Annotated in this window: 12 protein-coding genes and 1 tRNA gene; 10 read left to right on the top strand and 3 right to left on the bottom strand. The window is 44.5% G+C overall.

The genetic code is table 11. From position 1 onward, the window contains the following. Nucleotides 1-618 precede the first annotated feature (618 nt). The 4 genes from NQD60_RS02935 (at nucleotide 619) to NQD60_RS02920 (ending at nucleotide 5,289) form a co-directional block, all read left to right on the top strand. Entirely contained in the window at nucleotides 619-1,941 is a 1,323-nt protein-coding gene (locus tag NQD60_RS02935) for an aminotransferase (RefSeq protein ID WP_257100996.1), read from the top strand. 41 nt (nucleotides 1,942-1,982) lie between these two features. After that, nucleotides 1,983-3,101: a sedoheptulose 7-phosphate cyclase gene (locus NQD60_RS02930; RefSeq protein ID WP_257100995.1), complete on the top strand. Its 1,119-nt coding sequence runs from the start codon at nucleotides 1,983-1,985 to the stop codon at nucleotides 3,099-3,101. Between the two features lie 136 nt (nucleotides 3,102-3,237). Then, a complete protein-coding gene (locus tag NQD60_RS02925) occupies nucleotides 3,238-4,110 on the top strand; it encodes an NAD(P)-dependent oxidoreductase (RefSeq protein WP_257100994.1) in 873 nt (290 codons plus the stop codon). A gap of 408 nt (nucleotides 4,111-4,518) precedes the next feature. After that, complete coding sequence (locus NQD60_RS02920; protein ID WP_257100993.1) at nucleotides 4,519-5,289, top strand: transporter substrate-binding domain-containing protein; 771 nt, start codon at nucleotides 4,519-4,521, stop codon at nucleotides 5,287-5,289. 134 nt (nucleotides 5,290-5,423) lie between these two features. Here the strand turns inward: NQD60_RS02920 and NQD60_RS02915 are convergent. The 3 genes from NQD60_RS02915 to NQD60_RS02905 all read right to left on the bottom strand — a co-directional run bounded on the left by NQD60_RS02915 (nucleotide 5,424) and on the right by NQD60_RS02905 (nucleotide 7,798). Beyond that, nucleotides 5,424-5,508, bottom strand: a tRNA-Leu gene (locus NQD60_RS02915). A gap of 471 nt (nucleotides 5,509-5,979) precedes the next feature. Beyond that, the gene (locus NQD60_RS02910) at nucleotides 5,980-6,402 is read right to left on the bottom strand and encodes a hypothetical protein (protein ID WP_257100992.1); all 423 of its coding nucleotides are present in this window, start codon (nucleotides 6,400-6,402) and stop codon (nucleotides 5,980-5,982) included. 13 nt (nucleotides 6,403-6,415) lie between these two features. Next, a complete protein-coding gene (locus NQD60_RS02905) occupies nucleotides 6,416-7,798 on the bottom strand; it encodes a 2-hydroxycarboxylate transporter family protein (RefSeq protein ID WP_257100991.1) in 1,383 nt (460 codons plus the stop codon). Nucleotides 7,799-8,358: 560 nt separating this feature from the next. Here NQD60_RS02905 and NQD60_RS02900 point away from each other — a divergent pair. The 6 genes from NQD60_RS02900 (at nucleotide 8,359) to NQD60_RS02875 (ending at nucleotide 19,580) form a co-directional block, all read left to right on the top strand. Next, nucleotides 8,359-9,318: a LysR family transcriptional regulator gene (locus tag NQD60_RS02900; RefSeq protein ID WP_257100990.1), complete on the top strand. Its 960-nt coding sequence runs from the start codon at nucleotides 8,359-8,361 to the stop codon at nucleotides 9,316-9,318. Beyond that, entirely contained in the window at nucleotides 9,308-10,435 is a 1,128-nt protein-coding gene (locus NQD60_RS02895; protein WP_257100989.1) for an ABC transporter substrate-binding protein, read from the top strand. The genes NQD60_RS02900 and NQD60_RS02895 overlap by 11 nt, the downstream gene beginning before the upstream one ends. A gap of 363 nt (nucleotides 10,436-10,798) precedes the next feature. After that, complete coding sequence (locus NQD60_RS02890; RefSeq protein WP_257100988.1) at nucleotides 10,799-11,758, top strand: LysR family transcriptional regulator; 960 nt, start codon at nucleotides 10,799-10,801, stop codon at nucleotides 11,756-11,758. Continuing rightward, nucleotides 11,748-11,990: a hypothetical protein gene (locus NQD60_RS02885; protein ID WP_257100987.1), complete on the top strand. Its 243-nt coding sequence runs from the start codon at nucleotides 11,748-11,750 to the stop codon at nucleotides 11,988-11,990. The genes NQD60_RS02890 and NQD60_RS02885 overlap by 11 nt, the downstream gene beginning before the upstream one ends. A 148-nt stretch (nucleotides 11,991-12,138) precedes the next feature. Beyond that, the gene (locus NQD60_RS02880) at nucleotides 12,139-19,305 is read left to right on the top strand and encodes a hemagglutinin repeat-containing protein (RefSeq protein ID WP_257100986.1); all 7,167 of its coding nucleotides are present in this window, start codon (nucleotides 12,139-12,141) and stop codon (nucleotides 19,303-19,305) included. Beyond that, a complete protein-coding gene (locus NQD60_RS02875; protein WP_257100985.1) occupies nucleotides 19,302-19,580 on the top strand; it encodes a hypothetical protein in 279 nt (92 codons plus the stop codon). Before NQD60_RS02880 ends, NQD60_RS02875 begins: the two co-directional genes overlap by 4 nt. Nucleotides 19,581-19,859: the final 279 nt, after the last annotated feature.

The raw sequence follows: 19,859 nt of genomic DNA, 5'->3' as shown, positions 1-19,859 counted from the left end.
TTTTATCAATCCCGTTCAGAAGAGCTGTTTTAGACATTCCCAACGATCTTGAATATTACTTTAGGTCGGGCGATCAGGTGGACGGTGCGCTAGCTTAGGCAACTCAAAAAACATCTGATTGTGGAATTTAAAATGCGCTAAAAAAGATAATGCCTTGTAAGCGTGAGGCGCAGAAATTTTGTAAACGCATATAAGTCAAAGCTTATAAATTCGCTCCAGTTAATTAGTCCAGTAAGTTTAATAAGTCACTGCGCACAAATGTATCTATAGTAGGAATATTAAACAGAAGCGCAAGTAAATAGATGAGAGTGAAGCGACTGGAGTTGAGTTAAGAAGAGAAAGAGATATTAGAAAGAAGCTCGAGAAGCCGTAGCGATTTAAGGCTAAGAGATCGGTCGCAAACGTTGCTATGGTTACATGAGGAGGTAGCGTCCAAATAGTTTGCTATTGAAATACATTTGAGCGCCCTAAAGCGGGCGTGCCAGCGGTTGGGATTGGTGTGGAAACGCACGCGTCACAGTGTCAAAAAGAAATGGATCAGGAGCGCTTTGAGCAAGCACAGTGCGAGATTGTGCTTAGTGACTTATTAATCAATATTTTTAAAACAGGAGTGAAAATATGAAAATTCCGGATTTGCATCAGATTTATCCTTTTCAAAATAATTACGATATCAGAGAAAATGGAATAAAAATAATTTCAAAGGCAGATAAATCTTACATTTTTGATAATGTTGGAAATAAAATCCTCGATGCGCTCTCCGGTTTATGGTGCGTTAATATTGGTTACGGCAGAAAAGAGCTTGCCGAAGCTGCTCGCTTTCAAATGACTGAGCTCCCTTATTGTAATAATTTTTTTAAAACAACCAATTCTCCATCTGAAAAATTATCCGAAGAGCTTGTAAAAATTAGTGCAGGAAATCTTAATAATGTATTTTTTGGAACATCTGGATCAGATGCGAACGATTCTATTGTTCAATTCATTAGACAATATTGGAATATACTCGACAAAAAAGAAAAGAAGGTCATAATTAGTCTAGACAATGCATATCATGGTAGCACATTGGTTGCCGCTTCACTAGGTGGTATGAAGCCTATGCATTCGGCTTCCAGTTTACCTCTTCCAGGCTTCGTACATATTATGCCACCATATTATTACAAATTTGGTAGTGGTCAAACTCAGGAAGATTTTGGTATTTTTTCTGCAAACGAATTAGAAAATAAGATATTAGAAATAGGCCCAGAAAATGTTGCCGCATTTTTTATTGAACCCATTCAAGGCGGAGGTGGTGCGATCATTCCCCCGGACAATTACCTGCCGTTAATAAAAAACATATGCAAAAAGTACGATGTACTTTTATGTGTAGATGAGGTTATTACGGGTTTCGGAAGAACTGGGAACTGGTTCGCGAGCAGTGCCTATAATTTGGAGCCGGATTTCATTACCCTAGCTAAGGGATTAACATCGGGATATGCACCATTATCCGCTGTTATGGTCGGAGACAGAATAGCCAAGGTATTGCTCGATAAGGAAATAAAATTACAGCATGGCTATACTTTTACTGGGCATCCTGTGTCATGTGCCGTCGCATTGGAAAATATTCGAATTTTAAGAGAAGAAAATTTAATAGAATCCTCTAGAGAGGTATCAAAAATACTAGAAAATTCCTTAAATTATATTAAAGATAAGTCCAATCTTATTGGAGACATAAGAATAAAAGGCATGATTGGAGCAATACAGATAAGAAAAGAAATTTTGCTTGAAGACAAAAAAATAAGTTATCGTTATTCAAAATTATTAGATTTTTTCATTTCAAATGGGTTAATTGTTGATGTTATGGAAAATGGCATATTATTTGCACCATCTCTTTGCTGGAAAGAAAGCGAGGTCCATGAATTCACTCAAAAGATTATAAGTGGATTGGATTTCCTGACAAGAAATTAATATATTGCATAATTTTATATATATTTTTCAAGGGGACACACATGAATAATTGGTTAATATCAGGAAAAAAGCCATATCAGTATGAAATAGTAAAGACAGATGGTATTTTCAATTTGGAAAATTCCACTCTTAGTAAAATGTTAAATTTCGAGTCCAATTCGAACATTTTATTTGCTATTGATGATAATGTATCTGAGTTATATCAAAAACAACTTGAAAGGTATCTGAATAATAATAATGTTAAATACCGAATTTCCATCGTAAATGCCGGAGATCAAAACAAAAATATCGATACTTTCTACGACGTTTTCAAGGAGGTTTGTACCTACGATTTAGGACGTCGAGAGATTATCTGCTCTATCGGCGGCGGTGTTGTTACTGATATTGTCGGTCTTGTTGCTAGCACCTATCGGCGAGGTATTCCTATAGTAAAGATACCTACTACATTGATGGGCTACGTTGATGCTTCGGTTGGTATCAAAACGGGAATCAATGTTGACCAAGCAAAGAATAGACTGGGTACCTTTTCTCCTCCTCAATCCGTTATTTTAGATCGCTCCTTCCTTAAAACTGTTTCGACAGATATATTAAAAGACGGATTGGGTGAAATTATTAAGCTTGCTGTCATTTTGGATCATGATCTTTTTAATGATCTACGTTATCATGGGGAAAGTTGTCTTATGTCAAAATTTCAGAGTGAACAATCTGATATTATTTTGGACAAATCAATTTCATTGATGGTTGAACAACTATCCGATAACTTATATGAGGATAATCTGGAACGTGCCGTGGATTTTGGTCACACATTTAGCCTTGCAATAGAGTCAAATAGTAATTATCAGATTAGTCATGGAATTGCAGTTTCGCTTGATATTATCATATCTTGTGCAATTTCTGTAGCAAAAGGATTATTAAGTAAAGATGATTTTAATAAAGTATTGGAGCTTTATCATACTCTCAATATGCAAACCACGACAGAATGTATTAATGAAAATGACCTTTGGAATAGTCTTGAAGAAAGAACTAAACATAGAGGTGGCTTGCAGAGAGTACCTTTACCCAAAGGTCTAGGAAATTGCATTTTTGTTAACGATATAAATCGTGAAAATATCCGTGATGCCATGTGCTTAGCAGGATATTTAGAGGCTGCCGAAATCTAACATGATTGGCTGTAGACCAGTTGCAGTATGGAAAACGAGCAACGAAAATGAAAAAATACCGACATCGGGACAGGGTAACGAAGCGGTTTCTTTGAAATCTACAGTGAAAATCCAAAAATTAAGGAAATGAAATATTATGAGTAGCGTAGCCGTTTTAGGACTAGGTACAATGGGGCAAGCACTGGCTTGCGCCCTTCTGAGAGCCGGACATAACGTAACAGTTTGGAACAGGACCGCAGGGAAAGACAGGGCGCTTGTTGCAAAGGGCGCAATACGCGCTACCTCTATCCATGACGCCATTCGAGAAAATCCGATCATCATCGTTTGCGTGCTAGATTACTCGGCTGTTCATGCCGTATTAGAGCCCGTCGAACATGAACTTTCTCGACGAGCGATTTTTAACCTAACGACGAGTACGCCAGACGAAGCTAGGAGCATGAGTGCTTGGGCTGAAGCCCGAGACATAAATTACATCGATGCGGGCATCATGGCGATGCCACCGCAGGTCGGCACTAATATGGCGTTTATCCTATATAGCGGTGCTGCTGAGGACGCTTTTAAAGAGAACCGCCCTCTATTAGAGGCGATGGGCAAGGCTCATTATGTCGGAGCAGATCCTGGCTTGGCATCGTTGCTGGATCTCGCAATGAACGGAACCGCGCTAGGCATGCTTGGCGGAGCAGTTCATGCCATCACCATGGTTAGCACAAAAGGCGTCAAAGCGGCGGATTTCACCAGATCTTTACTCGTGCCGTATCTGAATTTAATTGCTGAATTCATCCCACATTTAGCAAAACAGATTGATTCGGGTGACTACACGAAGGATGTAGCGTCCAAGCTTAGCCAAATGTCCATAGGGTTTGCCACGATTCGCAAAGCAAGCCGTGACGCGAATGTCAGTACAGAGTTACTCGATCCTCTGCAAACATTGATCGATCGTCGGATTGCTTCCGGGTTCCCGAATGACGAATTATCTGGTATTCACGAAGAATTAAAGTTATCGGATTGACCGTAGCTTGTATCATTGCTTTTGCGATAGTTAGCTACCATCACACGAAGTGAAGAGAGTTTGTTGTACACCTTAAGGCCTAGACCTTGTACATGAGATCAAACCCTTCTCTTCTCACTAACATGGCACTGGACGGTAGCCAAGGGTTCGACCCTGTATGTACAAGGATAGTGAGTGAGTTGGTATTGTCATTTTAATTGAGAATATATAGATGTTTTACCTAAGTATCGATGTTGCTAAAGCGAAATTGGACTGCTCGTTGCTATTGGATGCAGCGAGCCTAAAACGTAAATCAAAGAAAATAGCCAATAGCCTATCAGGGTTCACTGAACGACTGATGTGGCTTGCTAAACAAGGCATTAAACCTGCTGACCTTCACGTCACAATAAAAGCCACAGGATACTAATCATGAAAACGCCGATTATTTATCTGACGCTCGCGTTTGCTGCGGCGAATGTAAATGCGAAAGATTGGAAAGTCATTCGTTTTGGCATTGATCCAAACTATCCTCCGTTCGAATATAAAGCTCCTAGCGGTCAAGTACAGGGCCTTAACGTAGGAATTGGTGAAGCGCTTTGCGCCAAGCTACAAGCCAAATGTATTTGGTTCGAGCAAGATTTTGGCAGCATGATCCCGGCGTTAAAAGCACGCAAATTCGATGCTATTTTATCGTCTATGGCAGTTACAGCGCCACGCAAAAAGCAAATCGAGTTTTCTAATAAGCTATTCGATATCCGAGTCCGTATGGTTGCGTTGGCGGATGCAAAGCTGACGCCAGATGTCAATACGTTAAAAGGTAAGCGGATTGGCGTGCAACAGGGCACCACTGCGGAAATTTACGCAAAACAGCACTGGGCACCTAAAGAGATTACAGTCGTTTCCTATGCAAGTCAGGACCAAGTGTATGCCGATCTTTTGTCTAGACGACTTGACGCCTCGCTACAAGATGAAATGCAGGCTACTTTTGGTTTTCTAAAAACTCCACAAGGCCAAAGTTTTGCTTTTTCCGGACCATCCCTCAGAGACCTTGAGGCGAGACAGGATATTGCAATTGGCTTACGTAAAAAAGATCAGGATCTGAAAGAGCAACTCAATCAAGCATTGGCTGAGATCCATCAAGATGGTACATTTCAGAAATTAACTGCTAAATATCTCAACCATAGTCACTATAAAAATTGAGAAGTTCGCTGTGATTACGAGGTTGTGGCTTAAAAATCAGCCATTTCTAGATGACCCTACTAGAAGAAGAATCGTGACGCCTACAAAATGATTTTTGTAGAACAAGCTAAAAAAGCTCTACCCTTATGTTTACTTGGTGCCCAGGGCCGGAATCGAACCGGCACGCCTTGCGGCGGGGGATTTTGAGTCCCCTGCGTCTACCTATTTCACCACCTGGGCAATGGGGCGCATAATACCATAAACAAAGGAGTTGCGGCATATGTCTATTTGATTTTATCGCTATTTTTGCTCCGCAATTCTGCGGCTTGCTCCGCAATTCGCATTTTTTAGGGTTTATCCAAAGCCTTTGGCATCATCTTTCACCAACGAAAATTGCGTTCTGGAATCGCCCTATTTTTAGGATTATTTTTATAGAGCGACTGCCTAGAAAAATAAAATTGGCCCCCTATCTTTTAGAAAAATTGTCTCCGGTTTCCCCTCATTTGTCCCAAGCTATGGCGCTTGTTCATGCTCACTGACAATCTAGGTTTCTGGCCGTACTCCCCATACATAGCCTGGAGCGCGCGGAAAGTACCTTTACTACGAGTGGCAGACACCAGATCGATTTATCTAAAGGCCGCAAAGCCTTTCCAGATAAAATTAAGTGGACTTGTGTATAACGAGATGCCTCTAGGCAATTGAATTTATTTTCTAATTTTCTAGAATTCCCTCGATATCCTCACTCATTTCTTCTTTTAATTCTTCCGTCTCTGTTGAGATGTTATTTAAAATATAACTCTTATTTTCTACACTTGGATAATAATGGATTACGTTTATTAAACGCTCCATCAGCAATAAGGTTCTACTTGCGATCCTCCCAGTGGGCTCTGGCATAATTTTTTCTAAATTACGTGCGATCTCCCCTAAGTCTACTGCTCTATCATGCACAGCACGGCCATAATCTTCTACTTTCACTCTGCTTAATTCATCTGCAAGCTCCGCTAAGGACTTTTTTGCATTTTTATTTTTTCCAAGCGTGAGCGCCTGTTCTCCATGGCTAGGATTGTCACCACCACAGCCCATAAAAGGAAAAATACATAATAGTATGGAAAGAAAAATAGGTCGCATCGTCATTTAAATAAAAATTTTACGAAATCATCCCAAGCAAGAGAATAGCGGCAGTAATAGTGATTGCTCCCCCTAGGCGAGTAGCTATTTGCGCAAAGGGCATCATTTCTAGGCGGTAGGATGCAGACAGTATAGCCACGTCACCAATACCGCCCATACCGCTGTGGCAGGCATTAATGATGGCGCTTTCAATCGGGTATAAACCGACCCATTTGCCTACAAAAAACCCCACGGTGGTTAATGTGCAAACAGTCGCCGTAATGGTGGCGATATTGGCTAAGGTGAAGCCAGCTAGTAAGTCGTTCCACGGCGTAATGGTGATTCCGATTGCAAAGAGCAAAGGATAAGTTACCACCGTCGAGAAAAAACGATAAACGATACGAGCGCCGCCCTCCAACTTGGGTGAAATGGCGTAAGTTAGCTTGGCGAGTACCGCAAGAAAGAGCATTGCTACGGGTGCGGGCAAGCCAATCAGCTTATGCACAAGTATTCCCAACATATATAAACAAATCGCGATCATGCCCGCGGCGGCGATATGTTCAACCGTGACGGAGGAAGCGTCGCTAGGGTTTGTGGATATACCCTCATCAGCAGCGGATAAGCGGCCTTTGCCACTATAGCGGGCATGACGCTTACCGAATTGATTAAGCAAACTGGCACAGATAATCGCTATCAAATTCCCGAGCACGATAGCGGGTATTACTTGGGCAAATAATTGCTTTTGTGGCAAGTTCAGAATATCCGCATAGCCCAGCGTGAGAGGAATAGCCCCCTCTCCAATACCCCCTGCCATAACGGGAACGACAAGATAGAAGAAAGTATGGTGAGCGCCTAGCCCAAAAGCCATCCCGGTAAGCGTGCCAACGATAGCGGCAGCAACTGAGCCGGCAGCAAGAGGGACAAAAATTTTAGCCATCCCCGCAACAAGTGTTCTGCGGTCCATACTAAGAATGCTGCCAACCACTACAGAGGCGATAAAGAGATACAAAACGTTGGTTGACTGCCAAAAATCATTAATGGATCTGACCAATTCACCCGGCAAGAGTTTGTAATACACCAGGCAGGAAGGAAGAAAGGTTGTGACGATAACCGGCCCACCAATCAGACGTAGCGCAGGAATACGCGCGCCCAATTCGGCACAGGTAAAGCCTAAGGTCGTGAGTATCGCCACCATGATGGAGATATCACTGGAGATTTTTCCAAAGGCTAAAAGAATGCTCAAGCAAAAAAGAATAACGCAATACAGGGGTAACGGAATAATGCCGATGCGCCTGTGCATCAGCATTTGCAATTGGGTACAAATAAATGCGAGATAAAACATACCCGTTTTATGTTGCCGTTGAAAATATCGCCACTTTTTATGCACCAACAAAACACCGCTATCAGCCGATGAAGTATTCATTTGCCTACATCTCCATGATTTGAGTTATTCATTTCACACTAGTTGCCAGAAGGTGGCTCCTAAGTGGTTCTTTGAGTGTTATCAACTAAAGGCACTCTATGTAAATCATCTTGCGTTGAGAGTTCCGTAGATCCCTCATATATGATTTGAGCGCTAGTATGGACGGCAAAGAATATGTAAAAAATAGTAATCTCAAGGTTTATCTTTGCTCATTGGGCAAAGAATCGAATGAACCAGGATTGAGGCAGCGTTGCTGAGGGAAAGATCGAAGAGGAGCCAGGGCACCGCTACAAAGTTATGTAGAGGCTTCTTAACTAAGGTGGAATAAGAGTTTTTTAAATATATAAACTATCTCTTACATAAAATATGAATAATCTTCTATCGAAACGTTGTTTTTAAAACACTGTATATTTAACCAGTTCTTCAGTTTCTCATCTTCAAAGTATACTTTCCATTGCTTATTGAGCATGTTTAAAAAATAAATAAACAAACTCTGCACTTTCAAATTAGCTCTATAATTTTTTTGAAAATAAGGTGGAATTACTTTAGGAGCGGGGACAGTGATCATCAATCAGCAGCGATTGCTTTACTTCAACGCCGTATTTACCCATAGACAAATTTCTAAAGCCGCGGTGAGTGCGAGTGCAGACGCATCCGTTGTTACGCGCCAGATACAGATTTTAGAAAAAGAGATAGGATACCCATTATTCGATCGCTGCCCGCGTGAAATGAAACCAACTCCTGTAGCTGAGTTATTGTCTGAATATTATCGCCGGAACTGCGAGGCGCTGAAAGCCTTTGAGGATAGCTTACAGGAGTTGCGCGATATGCGACGAGGTAGTGTGAGTCTTGCTATACCGGCTGTCTTTGTGCATGTCTTTATGGATATATTTGATGATTTTCGTCTTCGATATCCCGGCGTGCATCTACAGATTGAAGAAATATTTGAAACCACAAAGATAATCAACCAAATACTTAGCGATACTGTTGATATAGGGATAGCCGATGTTTGCCCAGAAACTCTGGATATTCAATTTTATGCAAGCGTGCTTTTACCGCTATATCTGTTAGTAAGTAAGGATCATCCGTTAGCTGGTAAACGGAAGGTCACTTTTGCGGAAGCGATAAGTTATCCAGTTTCACTACCCGCTTCGGGGATGATACTAGAAACCGTGCAAGCGATAGCGCGATCAGAAAAACTCCAACTTTGCCCTTCATCGTTTGTGAGTAATTCAACAACAGTCCGTAAAACATTTGCGTCTACTGGCTCGGGTGCCGTGTTTATGTCTGCTTTTTCCGCACGAGAGGAAATTAAGGCACGTAAGCTTATGGCGTTGGAAGTGGATCACCCGGCTTTTCAATCTAGCAAGATGGCTTTAATTACCCGGCGTGGCAAACCCATTTTACCGGCCATGAATCAATTACTTAGATTGCTCAAAGCAAGATTATCCGTTTTTACTCTCTCGCCAGAGATGGATAGTAATTCGTCAATTCCACTCGGAGCATCAAATGCAGAGTAAAACTCCACCTCGCAATAGTCGCCGTAATGCCATTAAGGCCCTCATTGCCGCAGGTGCAGCGGCGATTGCTGCGCCCTATATCATCACCTCCCGGAAGAGCGCGCCTTCAAGGAAAATGACTACAGAATCCGCAGATCAAATTGTGATTCGTACTTCGGGGGGCAAGAGTCATTATGCGTATACAGAAATACTCTTTGAACCCTTTAGAAAAGAAACGGGTATTAAGGTAATCGGCATTCCGTCGAATGTGGAGCCTGTTGCAGAAATTAAAACGATGGTCGATACAGGAGAGTACAAGTGGAATATGGCGTGCCTGGGTAATAGGGCTATTCCAGTACTGGTGCAACAGGGTTATTTAGAAGCGCATAGACTGGGGAACGATGATGTTGTCAAAACCATTATGCCGCACCTTTTGTCAGACTATAGCGTTGGTATGAACGTTTACTCTATCGTGCTCGCGTATCGAACGGATGCTTTTAAAGGACGCCCGCCCCCTAAAACATGGAAAGATTTTTGGGATGTGGAACGTTTCCCAGGCCGCCGTGGTCTACGTCAAATCCCTTTTGATACCATTGAAGAAGCTTTGCTAGCAGATGGTGCGCTTCCAACTGAAATCTACCCTTGCGATCTTAACCGTGCGTTTCATAGCCTCGATAGAATCAAACCGCATATCTCCGTCTGGTGGCAGAATACGCCGCACGCCGAACAGCTATTAAAAACGGGCGAAGTAGATTTAATGCCTGCTTTTATCATTTCAACACTATCTGCTATTGATGCCGGTGCACCGGTTGCATTTTCATGGGACCAACATGTCTATGGATATGATAATTGGACGATTTTGAAGGGAACTCCTAATGTGGATGCCTGCCGCCAATTTATCCGATTTGCCACTGACCCAGAGCGACAGGCGCGGCTTATACCCTATGGGATTAGCCCTACACAGCCTAGTGCGTTGGAAAAAGATGTCTTGGAAAGAAACCGAATTGATCCAAAATATGTAAAGTCACTCTCAACGTATCCAGATAATTTAAAAAAAGGGATGCCTAGTAGTGGCTTGTATTGGGCAGATAAGCATAGTGCCATTATCGAACGCTTTAATCAGTGGATGATAAGCTAACTACATGTTGGAGTCGCGATTTGCACAAATAAGATGGAGAAGCGATTCGTATTTTCTGGATAAGCCTGCGTGACTACTCTAAAAATTGAAACCCACTCCATTGATTTGCCAAAATTGATAAATAGGTACAATTTCTGGTGAATTTATATTTCTTTTTCAAGAGCAACTAGCTACTAAATTATTAATGGTAGCGTTTCTGGAGTAAAGATGCATTTAACCAATGATTAGGTTCCCAATCTTCAAAAGATATTTTTTATTGCTTATCAAGCAGGTTTAAAAAATAAATAAGCAAATTCTGCATTTTCAAATTAGTACTATAATTTTTCTTGAGAATAAGGTGAAATTACTTTAGGAGCGGGGACAGTGATCATTAACCAGCAGCGATTGTGTTACTTCAATGCCGTATTTACACATAGAGAAATTTGTAAAGCCGCGGAAAGTATGAGTACAAACGCATCCGTTATTACGAACCAGATAAAGATTTTAGAAAGAGAGATAGGATACAAATTATTCGAGTATCGCCCGAGTGAAGTAGCGCCAACTTATGTAGCTGAGTTATTGCTTGAATATTATCGCCAGAGCCGCGATGCACGGATGGACTTTGAGGTTGGTTTACAAGAGCTAGGCGATATACGAGAAGGTAATATTCATCTTGCTATACCGGCCATCTTTGTGCATGTATTTATGGATATATTTGATAATTTTCGTCTTCGATATCCCGGCGTGCATCTACAGATTGAAGAAATATTTGAAACCACAAAGATAATCGACCAAATACTTAGCGATACCGCTGATATAGGGATAGCAGATGTTTTCCAAGAATCCCCGGATATTCAACATTATGCGCATGTGCCTTTCCCTTTATATCTTCTAGTAGGCAAAAACCATCCGTTGGCAGGTAAGCGCAAAGTAACTTTCTCGGAGGCAGTAAGCTATCCGGTTTCGCTGCCCGCTTCGGGGATATTACGACAAAAGATACAAGCGGTAGCACAATCAGAAAGAGTTCAACTTTGTTTTTCATCATTTGTCAGTAACTCAACAACAGCCCGAAAAATATTTGCGTCTACTGGCCCCGGTGCCGTGTTTATGTCCGCTTTTTCTGCACGTGAAGAAATTGAGGCAGGTACGCTTATTGCGCTGGAAGTGGATCACCTGGCTTTTCAAGCTAGCAAGATGGCTTTACTTACCAAGCGTGGCAACCCCATTTTTCCGGCCACGGATCACTTACTTAGATTACTCAAAGAAAGATTATCCGTTTTTACTTTCTCGCCAGAGGTGGATAATAATTCGTCAATTCCACTCGGAGCATCAAATGCAGAGTAAAAATCCACCTCGCAATAATCGCCGTAATGCAATTAAGGCCCTCATTGCCGCAGGTGCAGCGGCGATTGCTGTACCCTATATCATCACCTCCCGGAAGACTGCGCCTTCAAGGAAAATGGCTACAGAACCCGCAGATCAGATTGTGATCTGCACTTCGGGCGGGCAGAGTCATTTTGCATACACAAAAATACTCTTTGAACCTTTATCGAACGTTTCAATGAATGGATGCTAAGCGACAAGAAGCATGACCCCCTTGGGTTTAATTCCTCTTAGATATTCATAGCTTTTGATGTTCCGCCGCGGGCATTGCCCGTATTTGGTTAAATTACTGATTCAGAGCAGCATTCAAACGGGTTTGCCAGTTCTGAATGGGGGTATTAATGATGTTGAAAGTAGTTAACGCGATATCGGCTCAACAGATTCCCACAGCGTCCACTTCGTCCGACGAACAGAGGCAAACCACAACGGATGCTCATACGGCGGCGCATCCCCCTACTGTCGATATTGCCCCTCCCAATTCAGCGGGTATCTCGTATAACTCGTATCAAGAGCTCGATGTTACCTCCTCAGGCATAGTCCTACAGAATGGCCCTGCTGCGCGGATGATCTTGCATAAAACCATAGGGTACAGGCCATCCAAACTCGAGGGCATCGTAAAAATCGCAGGACAACCAGCCCAATTGGCCTTTTCCAATGCTAATGGCATTCATTTATGGGGATGCAATTTCCTCAATACCAGTCGCATTATATTTGCAGCGGGTGAGCCTATGGTAGGCAGCAACGGCAACCTTGATGCATTTCTCGTGAGCAAAAAAGGGCAAATTACCATCAACAGTGTTGCAAAGCTTAAGCAGTTTGACCAAATTGATCTCATCGCCTATTCCATCAAAATAGATGGAGAGTTGCAGGCGAATACAATCAACATTAGCACTGGCAAGCATCAAGTCAATTACACAAAGCTAGGCGTCCCGGTGATTGCCACTCAGCCAGCCGCGAGCATCCAGAGTGGGCAAAATCTGTCCAAATTAAACCAGGTCAGCGCGGGGTGGCTAAAATTCACAAAGAACGCCAAAGTACGCGCTCATGAACACTTAAGAATTAAAGCGGCTCTCTTATACAACTCGAGTCATCAGATTCAATCAAGCGGTGATGTAACACTTGAAGTTGATCGCTTAGACAATGCCGGCACACTCCGTGCTCAGCGCGATATTTCGCTGGAGGCGAAAACCCTAAAGAATAAAGCAAACGCCTTGATCGACGGGCGAATTCTGACACTGAATACCCAAGAGCAACTCAAAAACCAAGGTGTGATTCAAGGCAGCACGGTAACCATCGGTGCGCAGAGCTTAATCAATGATGGTCTAGAAGATACAGAGGAACATCAAGCTGGGGTGATCATGGCACGCCGTCAGCTTACGATTGGCGCTCAGACTCTACACAATCAAGAGCATGGGTTAATGCACAGCGATGGCGAACTCACGATAGGGGGTTCTCTAAATACCCAGCGCAAAGTAGACAGTTCAGCACAGAAACTAACCAACACCACGTCTTCTACGATTGAGTCAAGAAAAAAGCTCTCAATTCAAGCCGATCATTTGGACAACCAAAATGGGCAAATGACAACGAGCTCAGATTTTATTCTTAGGAGTCAAACACTCAACAATACGTGTGGCCATATAGAAGTTAGCGGGGGCCAAAGCGTATTGGATCTGCAGACAGACACGATTGACAATACGTCGGGTCGACTGCTTCATAATGACACAGGACAGATCGAAATTGTGGCTCGCGCCTCAATGGTGAACGGCAATGCCGGAGGAATAAAAGGGGCAGGTTCAATCAGTGGTAAAGGCTCTGTTACCGTCACCGCTCCTCAAATATCAAATGATGAGGGGGGGACATTTTTTTCGGACCAATCGCTCAAAATAAAAGCGGCCATCCTTCTGGACAACCAAGGCGCTTTGCACGGTAGGGATCACGTCTGGATCGAGGCTGGAGGGATAAGCAACGGTATAAGTCAATGGCTTGAAGAGCTTGAAGAGTCTGAAATAGCTGAAGGGCCTAAAAAGGCTCTATTGAGCGCATTGGCTAAATTAAGTCATGACCTATTCAGGTCGATACAAGAGTCTCTTCAGGCGAATCCGTTTAAAACCCCCGAGTATTTGATTACTGGCAATACGATTTCAATAAGCACGCAGGATGGCTTGATCAATAAGAATGCCGTGATCTTCGCACAAAACAGCCTCGAGATCGGTGCTAAGTGCGTTAACAATTTCGAACAAAGTGTGCTCTATAGCGGCGGTAATCTGGCTATTGGCGGTCAGCTTGATACTCAACTCAAAGTAAAGGGCACCAGTGAGCATGTCTTCAATTATGGATCAACGATAGATGCGCTAGGCGACCTTGTGATCAATTCAGAAACGTTGCTCAATGCAAACGAGAAGTTCAAGACCAAAGAACAGATCATCGAACAGCGAGATATACACGAATGTCAGGATCACCATACCAACCAACGCTACGATGGATCTCAAATTGGATGGCGTGGTGACGTAGGGGGCCTTTACCATGTGCACCACTCCGGTGCAGAAGTGTTTTGTTTTACTAACTATAACTTCACCCGTCGTGTGTCAACGACCGTGGTCACGCACAGCGAACCCGGTAAAATTCAAGCGGGTGGCGCGATCCGCTTATCGGGAGTGGTCATTAATGATAAAAGCCGAATTATTGCAGGGGGAGCGCTCAGCGACCTCGAGGGTGGACCAGCTCAGATTGATAACCGTGATGCCAACGGTCAGCGTGTCACGACCGATCAGGGAACATCGCAATGGTCAGACAGAGACTGGCATGGTGGCATGTTCAGTCGGGGCTGGAGTCGTGATTGGAGCGGGCACGTACCCTACCATCCAGCTCCGGTGATAGAACACCACAATCTGAATGTAGCCGTCTATCAACAACACACCGCGGTTGACCATCAAGCGCCCTCAACTGCGCTAGTGCCGAGCACCTCTGCCCTAACAAGCAGCCCTTTCTTAAATAGTGGCTTACAACGCCTTAACCTCGATCCTAATCAACCCTATCTGATTCAAACCGATTCCCGTTTTACGCGCAACAGCGATACCGTTTCTAGCAATTTCTTGCTGAATTTACTTAATCTTGACCCCCAACGCGTACCCAAGCGCTTAGGGGATGGCTTTTATGAACAGCAACTGATTCGTGATCAGATTATCGGTTTGACGGGTCACTACTATCTATCCGGCTATCGAAACCCGATTACTGAATTCAAAGCGTTAATGCATAGAGGCGCAAACTGGGCCAAGCAGCATAATCTGACGCTCGGCATAGAGCCCACGCCACAGCAAATTGCCGCTTTAACCGCGAGCCCAGTCTGGCTGGTGAATCAAAGCATCAAATTGCCCAATGGCTCAGAGCACACGGTCATGATGCCCAAACTCTATCTGGCTAAAAACGACGCCAGCCCGGTCCCTCTGAGCGGCTCGCTGATTTCAGCTAACGCCATTGAACTGCATAGCGATCATCCCCTAAAAAATGCTGGCACGATGATCAGCCGCGGTAAGGTGAATCTCAATGCACGCCATATTGATAACCAGCGCGGCGCAATCGTCAGCCTGGACACCCTATCGATGGAGGCTAACGATGATATCGATAGCCGTGCTGGCCAGTTGATTGCCGTCAAAAAAATGACTCTAAAAGCCGGCCATGATATCCATCTCCAGAGCCAAACCCAAACGACTCATGCCGCCAGTGGTAGCCAGACGGCGCTAGATGGCATCACCCAGGTCCAAGCCGAGCAGTTAGAAGCGTATGCCGAATCGGACATTCATCTGGCGGCGACTCAAATCAAGGTGGATGAAAATGCTAGCTTAGAAGCCAGAGGTGACCTAACGTTAGGCACAGCCACGGTAGGCGCTCAGCACCAGTTGACATGGGATGCGCGTAATGGGTTAAGCGTAAGCACAAAAACAGAAATAGGCTCTCTCATTCAAACCGGTGGAACACTTGAACTCAAGGCAGGTCGAGATATTCATGCGGTTGGCGCTCATGTGAATGTCGGAGAAGCACTTTCTGTCAAAGCTGATCGGGATATTAACGTGGCGGCAGCCCATGAAGAACTCGATTTTGCCGAATCTCACTATTCTGAATCGAGCAATGTATTCTCTTCTTCGAGTGAATTAACGCAAAACAAACTGCATAGAAAACAAGCATTGGGCAGTACCTTCTCAGGCGATACCGTCAAAATGGAGGCCGGGCATGATCTCAGTGCCACAGGCTCAAATATCATTGGCACACACGCTGTGGGTTTGTACGCTGACAATGACATCAACCTAAACGCTGCCCAGCAGATTGAGAAAGCGAGCCATTACTCAGTCAAAGAGCGCTCCGGCTTATTGGACAGCGGTAGTTTGGGTTTTACCATTGGCGAGCGCCAACAAAAAGATAAATTTGAAGGCGAAAACACTCCGCATATAGGCACCGTTATTGGCAGTGTCTCGGGTTACATCCAGGCCATCGCCGGCCGCGAATATCACCAAAGCGGCAGCCAGCTGGTAGCGCCTGAGGGCAATATCGAGGGGAAAGCACTTAAAGGCACCGTCGTTCCGGTCTATGAACAAGGCCGACGCTGGCAGCATAACGAATGGCATCAATCCGGCTTGACCGTCTCAGTCAGCGCACCCGTGATTGCTGCTGCGCAAACAGGCCAGCAAATGCTTGCAGCCAGCACGCAAGTGAGTGATCCACGCATGCACGCTTTAGCCGCTGGCGCTGGCGCGCTCGCGGCTAAAAACGCCTACGATGCGATCCAAGCAGATCCAAAAGCCGCGGGTGGCGTTACCGTCAGCGCGATGATAGGTGAAAGTCATCAGGAGTTCCAGCAAACCCAACTGAGCACCACCGCGTTGGGCAGTGCGATCAAGGCGGGCGGCACTGTGCGCTTGGATATGAAGGGTTTAGGTGAAGAGTCAACCCTCGCTGTCATCGGCTCTCAGATTGAAGCCAAGCACGATGTCGAGCTCAATATAGAAGGTCCACTGAGCGTTGAAGCAGCGCTTAACACGTTTAGCCAGCACAGTGAGCGCCATAACCAGAGTAGTGCAGTAGGAATGGCAGCCACATTCGGCACCCATAACTCAATGGGTGCATGCGCCACAATCAGTCTTGGGCGTGGCCACACAGATGGCATTGAAGTCACCCATACGCACGCGCAGATCAAAGCTGGTCATAAACTGATGTTAAACGCGCAAAGCGATGTCCACTTAAAAGGCGCTCAACTCTCCGGCCAGCAAGTCGAAGCCAGAATCGAGGGTGATCTTGAGGTTGAAAGCGTGCAGAACACAAATAACTATAAAAGCCACTATCACAGTATCAGTGGCAGTGCCACGGTAGGACCCACTTCTGCAGTCAGCATTAACTTCTCGCAACAGAAGATAGACAGTACTTATCGGAGCGTAGCGGAGCAAACAGGCATACAAGCCGGTGACGGAGGCTTCCAGATTAAAGTCAAAGGCGATACAAAGCTGGTTGGCGGGGTGATTGCAAGTACAGATCGAGCAATCGCAGAAGGTAAGAATCAATTTGTAACGGCGACTCTGGTTGCCAATGACATTACCAATCAGGCTAAGTACGATGCACACAGCATCAGCTTAGGCATAGGGTATAGCTCAAGCGGAAAAAACGTTGGCTCGAGCCAGTCTGGCGAAGCCGTCACGCCTGCGCATAGCGGCAATCAACTGGCGAGTCGGAAAGGTATCAGCCCCTCGATACCCATTGCAATGAGTGCTTCAGGCACCGCATCGTCTACGACAAAGAGCACTATCAGTGGCGCTCAGATCGTGATTACGGATGAAACCCGGCACAAGGCGTTAACAGGGCAAAGTTCAGAGGACACCCTCGCCAGCCTAAGCCGTGATCCAGCGCTCAATCATTCGGCGCTCGCACCCATTTTTAATCAAGCGGAGATTGAAGCGGGCTTTGAAATCGTGCAGGCCTTGGGCCGGGAAGTGAATACGTTCATTCAACATAGAGCCAAAGATGCGGATCATAAAATTCAGCAAGCTAAAAATAAAGAGACGCTCGCCAATGAAAACGCGTTGATCCCGGAGGAGCGGCGGCGGCAGTTAAAGGAAGACGCCGCTGAGTTGCGTGTGCAAGCGAAAGCGTTGAATGATAAGTGGGGCCCAGGTGGTCTCAACCGGCGGATATTGACTGCGTTAACAGCGGCAGCCTCTGGCAATGTAACGGGGACAACTGCACAGTTCGTGCAAAGCGGCGTGGTGAACTTAATCCAGCAGCAAGGCGCAAGCTATATCGGCAAGTTGGTGCAAGCTAAGGCTCTAGAAGAAGGCTGTGCAGCGCATGCGACACTACATGCCTTAGTGGCAGCTGGCGGAGCAGTCGCTAGCAATCAAAGCGTAAGTGCTAGCGCGATAGGAGGAGCCACGTCCAGTTTATTGACGAACTTATTCAAAACAGATTCTGATGCAACGCAACAAGAGCAAGAAGCGAAACGCAATCTATTGGCGGGTTTAGTCACGGGTATTGCTGCAGCCGTTGGCCAGGATCCATCCTCAGCGCTAACAAGCGCAAGTATAGCGATAGAAAACAACTGGCTGGCGAGCGAACAAAGGATCCAGAAACAAAAGGAAGTGGATGCATGTGGTCAAGATACGATGTGTAGCCAGCAAAAAGAAGAAGCGTGGACAAATATATCTGAGACTCAAAATATAGAGACTCTGATTGGTGTAGGAGCGGGTTTAACTGAAGCGGGTATGTACCTTGCCGAAGGCTTAGTTGAATTAATACAGGACCCAATCGCAGGATTGAAAGCGGTGAAAACCCTGATAACTGATAAAGAACTATTGCAGCAATTAGGTGAAGTAGTCGTTAAAGGAATAAAAGAAAAGATTGCTCGAATAGAAAAGGCGGGAGAAGTAGGGGGAAGTACACTCACTCTACAAGCAGGCCGGGATATGGGGAATTTGCTTTTTGAAGCCGGTTCGACAATTATGGGTGCAGTGGGGGTAGTAAAAGTAGGTGGGATGCTGGGCAAGACCGGAATTCGCTTGGGCCGTAAAACTATAGAGGATTTGGGCCAGCTAAATATTCTGGTAAAAAGTACAGAACTTGGGAAAACACTAGGCCAATATTCAGCGATCAAGCTAGGTCCGTTGACAGGAGATTTGGCAGGAACTTTTTCTGGCGGTCGATATACTGAAGTTTTATTGAAACAGGACACTGTCCTTTATCGAGCGGGGATTGCTAGTCGCCCATTTGGAGATTTTTTTAGCCAACAAGCTTCAAATGGTGTTATTCAAAGCCGAATTGATAAAGCCATTCTACCTACGTGGCCAAACGGTAAGGCTTCGCCTATTGATTCATTAATAACGGTTAAGGTACCAGCGGGAACCAAGGTTTATGTAGGTGAAGTTAGTTCGCAAGGAAGCTTTTATATTGGTGGAGCCCAGCAGATCATTGTGCCAGATGCTTCGATGATTGATGGTATAAAAATACTTGATGTGAGACCACTAAAATGACTCAAACTGAAAACATAAAATTGACTTTAATCAAAATGTTAGACTTGATTAAATTAAGTGATGCTAAAGACTGGGAAGGGATCATCGAGCCATTCAGTTATGAGCTTCTCGATAAACCCAATGAAACCAAGCGAGAAATCCTGTCACTATATAGAGGTATGGGATCATTAAATGATCTCACTCTTCATAAAGATGGATACCCTTTGAAAAAGGAAAATGAGGAATTTTCCTTTTTAAAAAGACAACTATTTGATTTGTGCCTCAAAGATTTGTGATTAACAGCCATTGGGGATCAACGGAATGCAAAGTGCCCCCAAGCACCTAGGTTAGGCAGTGTCCATTTTGAATGTTTGATATCATAATCAAATTTAATGACATCTTTTTTTATGAGATGCTAAGCTAGAGTCGCTGATCCTCTGCTATGGTGTATTACTGATTTTGCTGCAACTGCTTATAGAATGCTCTTAATCCAAGCGCCTGTTCGCGCCACTGCAAGCAGACGCTAGCATTGTGGACATGGTTTTTTGTGATCTCAGCAAGCTAAATGCTGGTAT

This window comes from Mycoavidus sp. SF9855 (assembly GCF_024582735.1).
Classification (GTDB): Bacteria; Pseudomonadota; Gammaproteobacteria; order Burkholderiales; family Burkholderiaceae; genus Mycoavidus.
Note: the sequence above shows the minus strand (reverse complement) of the source record. Positions and strands in the feature narration are given on the sequence as shown.